The following is a 4,671-nucleotide window of genomic DNA, read 5'->3' as shown; positions in this document are numbered from 1 at the left end:
GCTGATTGGCTTATGACCTCGAGCCCCTAGGAGCCGCAGCTAGATCGGGCAGTTTGACCCCCACTTATCCTCCTTTGATTCCTCTAAGTCTTGAAGTGAGAGTCTTACTGCCCGTTAGACTGCGATAAATAACGCCGGGAGAAAATGTAAAAGGACCCCGCCCATTGGCAGAGTCCAATCTGAATGTTATAAAGAAGCACGGTAGATTGAAACTACGTCAGCATGATTTAATTTTGCGAAATTGCCAAATTCACCATTGACCGTCGCTTTGTCTGCCATCAATTCGATCCTGCTGTCATCGATGTCATAATCAGCAAGGCGGGAAGGCGCCCCAATGCTGTTCCAGAATTCACGAAGCTTTTCGATTCCTTCAAGTGCTGCCTCTTCATCCGTTTTTCCTGCCGGATTCACATTGAATACACGGACAGCCAGCTGCTTAAAGCGTTCAGGCTTCACGTTCAGATTATGCTTCATCCAGTTCGGAAACAGAATAGCAAGGCCGCCGCCATGAGGAATATCGTAAACAGCCGATACGGCATGCTCAATATTATGCGTTGCCCAGTCACCGCGATAGCCCATATTCAGGATTCCATTCAACGCCATCGTGCCTGAATATAATATGGTTGCACGATGCTCATAGCTTTCAAGGTCTTCAAGAAGCTTAGGAGCTGCTTCCATTATGGTAATCAGCAGCGATTCGCACATGCGATCCTGAAAATCAGTATTTTCTTCAAGATGGAAATAATGCTCCAGCACATGGGACATCATATCGACAATTCCATACACCGTTTGATTTCTTGGCACTGAAAACGTATTAACAGGATCAAGAATTGAAAACTTAGGAAATGTCACAGGACTTCCCCATCCGTATTTTTCGTTTGTTTCCCAATTCGTAATAACAGATCCGGCATTCATTTCAGAACCGGTAGCAGCTAGTGTAAGAACCGTTCCAAATGGCAGAGCTTCTGCAGCAAATGCTTTCTTGATAACCAGATCCCAGGCATCGCCATCATATTTAGCACCGGCAGCTATAGCCTTGGTGCAGTCGATTACACTCCCGCCGCCAACAGCCAGCAGGAAATCAACGCCTTCATTTTTACAGATTTCAACACCTTTTCGAACCGTAGAGATTCTTGGATTAGGCTCAACCCCTGCCAACTCAAAAACTTCAGCACCAATTTCAGACAGCTCAGCCATCACTTTATCATATAAACCATTTCGCTTAATGCTTCCTCCGCCGTATACAACAAGTACCTTCTTGCCGTACTGGGGGATTTCAGTCTGCAATTGGGACAGCTGATCTTTCCCAAAAATTAATTTTGTCGGATTATAGAAGGTAAAATTTTGCATATCACCATCTCCTTTTCCCCATCATTATCTTTCAAATTTTAAGCTATTGCAAAAAGTATGATTCGATATTCGGCCTCCTTTTCATTATGGCCCTTAACGAATATTAAGATGAATATTTTTTATTTCCGTGCAGCAACATAATAGTGAACCTATACTATAAGGAGGAAACATCATGAGTGGCATACAGCGTATTGCACTGGTTCTAACAATTATTGGCGCTATAAACTGGGGTTTAATCGGATTTTTCCAATTTGATCTTGTGGCAGCTATTTTTGGCGGCCAGGATTCAGCCCTTTCAAGAATCATATATGGCCTGGTGGGCATCGCCGGCCTAATCAACCTTGGCCTTCTCTTCAAACCGAATGAAGAACTGGAAAGAGAACCTGAAACTAGGCCAACCCGCTAATATATGCAAAAAATCCTTGCACGTTGAGTGCAAGGATTTTTTTAATGAATCAGTATATATATACCGGATTAAACCCAGCCTCTGAAGCGGGAGGCTTCAGACATTTTTCTTGCGCCGACCATGTAAGCGGCTAAACGCATATTTACCTTTCTCTGCTGTGAAGTCTGGTAAACATTATCGAAAGCCTGAACAAGCACTTTTTTAAGCTTTTCTGTAACTTCATCTTCAGTCCAATAGTACCCCTGGTTGTTCTGCACCCATTCGAAATAGGATACGGTTACACCGCCTGAGCTTGCTAAAACATCAGGAACAAGCAGGATTCCCCGGTCTGAAATAATTTTTGTAGCTTCAAGAGTGGTTGGGCCATTTGCTGCTTCTACAATGATGGAAGCCTTAATATTATGAGCGTTTGCAGCGGTAATCTGATTGGAAACAGCCGCAGGAACCAGGATATCGCAATCAAGTTCAAGCAATTCTTCGTTTGTCAAAGTGTTATCGAAAAGGGTCGTTACCGTTCCAAAGCTATCGCGCCTATCAAGAAGGTAATCAATATCCAGTCCATTCGGATCATATAGAGCACCATAGGCATCTGAAATGGCGACCACTTTAGCGCCTGCATCATGCATGAATTTTGCCAGGAAGCTTCCTGCATTTCCAAACCCCTGAACAGCCACACGTGCTCCTTCAATGGAAATGCCGCGCTTTTTCGCAGCTTCCTCGATGCAGATCACTACCCCTTGTGCAGTAGCCTTTTCCCTTCCTTGTGACCCGCCGAGAACAAGAGGCTTGCCTGTGATAAATCCGGGTGAATCATACTCACGGAGGCGGCTGTATTCATCCATCATCCAGGCCATGATCTGTGAATTCGTATAAACATCCGGAGCAGGTATATCTTTTGTAGGGCCAACGATCTGGCTGATTGCCCTAACATAGCCTCGGCTTAAGCGTTCCAGCTCCCCCATTGACATGGAACGGGGATCACAAATAATGCCGCCTTTCCCTCCTCCATAAGGAAGATCCACAATTCCGCACTTTAAACTCATCCACATGGATAATGCTTTTACTTCATCTTCATTTACTTCAGGATGAAAACGTACACCGCCCTTTGTCGGTCCTACCGCATCATTATGCTGTGATCTGTAGCCGGTAAAAATTTTTATCGATCCGTCATCCATCCTTATCGGAATTCTTACTGTGAGCATTCTCAGCGGCTCTTTCAGCAGCTCATACATCTCATCCCCATAGCCGAGCTTGTTCAAAGCTTCCTTGATCACAACTTGGGTTGAAGTAAATAAATTTAAAGACTCTTCCACTTTTTGTTCAGATACTTTCCCAGCTACTTCTGCAGCTCCCATCATGGCACCTCTTGATTTTAATATTTAGGAAAATTACAACAATACTCCATAACCGGAGGCCCTGCATCAAATTCAGATACAGGGGCCAACTGTCCTTACATTTGTATTAGCTTAATACTTTATTGATTCTTTCTATTGCCCAATCAAGCTCTTCTTCAGAAATGACTAAAGGCGGGGCAAAGCGAATAACCGTGTCATGCGTTTCTTTACAGAGCAAACCTTGTTCTTTAAGCTCTTCGCAATATTTGCGTGCCGGCTCATTCAGCTCAACACCAATAAATAAGCCGCGGCCGCGCACTTCTTTAATGACAGGATTATTAATTTCTTTTAATTTGCCCATGAAATATTCACCCAGCTTAAGCGAGCGCTCTGCAAGCTTCTCTTCAACCAATACGTCCATGGAAGCAACTGAAACCGCACAAGCCATTGGATTTCCTCCAAATGTTGAACCATGGGATCCTGGATTAAATACCCCAAGAACATCTTTATTCGCAACCACACACGAAATCGGGAATACTCCTCCTCCAAGCGCTTTCCCTAAAATGTACATGTCAGGATCTACATCTTCCCATTCGCAGGCAAACATTTTACCGGAACGCGCAAGGCCTGCCTGAATTTCATCTGCAATGAATAATACATTGTTCTCCTTGCAAGTTTCAAATGCTTTTTTCAAGAAGCCTTCTGGAGGAATCACAATTCCAGCTTCACCTTGAATCGGCTCAATTAAGAAAGCTGCCGTATTCTCAGTGATTGCTTCTTTAAGAGCGTCAAGGTCTCCGTACGGGATCAGCTTAATGCCTGGAAGCATTGGTCCGAATCCGCGCTTATATTCTTCTTCAGAAGAAAGGGAAACCGCTGTCATTGTACGGCCATGGAAGTTTCCGACACAAGCAATGATCTCCGCCTGGTTATCTGCAACTCCTTTTACGTCATAAGCCCAGCGGCGTGCCGCTTTGATTGCCGTTTCGACTGCTTCAGCTCCTGTGTTCATAGGGAGTGCCATCTCTTTTTTTGTCAGTTCACAGATCATTTCATACCATGGTCCAAGCTGATCGTTATGGAAAGCACGTGAGGTTAATGTTACACGATCTGCCTGGTCCTTCAGCGCCTGAATAATTTTTGGATGACGGTGCCCCTGGTTTACAGCCGAATAAGCACTTAGCATATCCATATATTTATTGCCTTCAGGATCTTCCACCCAAACACCTTCCGCTTTGGAAATAACAATTGGCAGCGGATGATAGTTATGTGCACCGTATTTTTCAGTTTGTTCAATTAGTGATTTTGATTTTGTCGCTTCAGTCAATTTAAATTCCTCCTTTTTCAGAATAGTCCTTTCTATTGTAACGTTAAGCTATTCTTCTTTAAACTATTTAAGGTTTTGCATGTACAGGATATTAAATATCCCATACATGCTTTACAGATTTTAATACATTTCAGAAGTAGTCTTCGCCTGCATGTGCAGAAGAATGTAATCAGGTCCGCCCGCTTTGGAGTCTGTTCCTGACATGTTGAATCCGCCGAATGGCTGGTATCCAACGATCGCACCTGTACAGCCGC

At 44.0% G+C, this 4,671-nt stretch carries 4 protein-coding genes; 1 reads left to right on the top strand and 3 read right to left on the bottom strand.

All coding sequences use genetic code 11. The features are described 5' to 3' along the window. Positions 1-186: 186 nt before the first annotated feature. The gene (locus BK139_RS23300; RefSeq protein ID WP_076263574.1) at positions 187-1,350 is read right to left on the bottom strand and encodes an iron-containing alcohol dehydrogenase; all 1,164 of its coding nucleotides are present in this window, start codon (positions 1,348-1,350) and stop codon (positions 187-189) included. A gap of 172 nt (positions 1,351-1,522) precedes the next feature. On the opposite strand from BK139_RS23300, the gene BK139_RS23295 reads away from it, so the two are divergent. Continuing rightward, positions 1,523-1,756, top strand: a complete 234-nt coding sequence (locus BK139_RS23295) for a DUF378 domain-containing protein (RefSeq protein WP_048012022.1) — start codon at positions 1,523-1,525, stop codon at positions 1,754-1,756. Positions 1,757-1,824: 68 nt separating this feature from the next. Here the strand turns inward: BK139_RS23295 and BK139_RS23290 are convergent, their stop codons facing one another. Beyond that, positions 1,825-3,111, bottom strand: a complete 1,287-nt coding sequence (locus BK139_RS23290; protein ID WP_076263571.1) for a Glu/Leu/Phe/Val family dehydrogenase — start codon at positions 3,109-3,111, stop codon at positions 1,825-1,827. A gap of 106 nt (positions 3,112-3,217) precedes the next feature. After that, complete coding sequence (locus BK139_RS23285; protein ID WP_076263568.1) at positions 3,218-4,417, bottom strand: ornithine--oxo-acid transaminase; 1,200 nt, start codon at positions 4,415-4,417, stop codon at positions 3,218-3,220. Positions 4,418-4,671 lie beyond the last annotated feature (254 nt).

It is taken from the genome of Paenibacillus sp. FSL R5-0490 (assembly GCF_001956215.1).
In the GTDB taxonomy this organism is placed as follows: Bacteria; Bacillota; Bacilli; order Bacillales; family Cytobacillaceae; genus Cytobacillus.
Note: the sequence above shows the minus strand (reverse complement) of the source record. Positions and strands in the feature narration are given on the sequence as shown.

Excerpts from the sequence above, each read along its gene's own strand:
- BK139_RS23300 (WP_076263574.1), bottom strand. The coding sequence starts at position 1,350 with ATGCAAAATTTTACCTTCTATAATCCGACAAAATTAATTTTTGGGAAA.
- BK139_RS23295 (WP_048012022.1), top strand. The coding sequence starts at position 1,523 with ATGAGTGGCATACAGCGTATTGCACTGGTTCTAACAATTATTGGCGCT.
- BK139_RS23290 (WP_076263571.1), bottom strand. The coding sequence starts at position 3,111 with ATGGGAGCTGCAGAAGTAGCTGGGAAAGTATCTGAACAAAAAGTGGAA.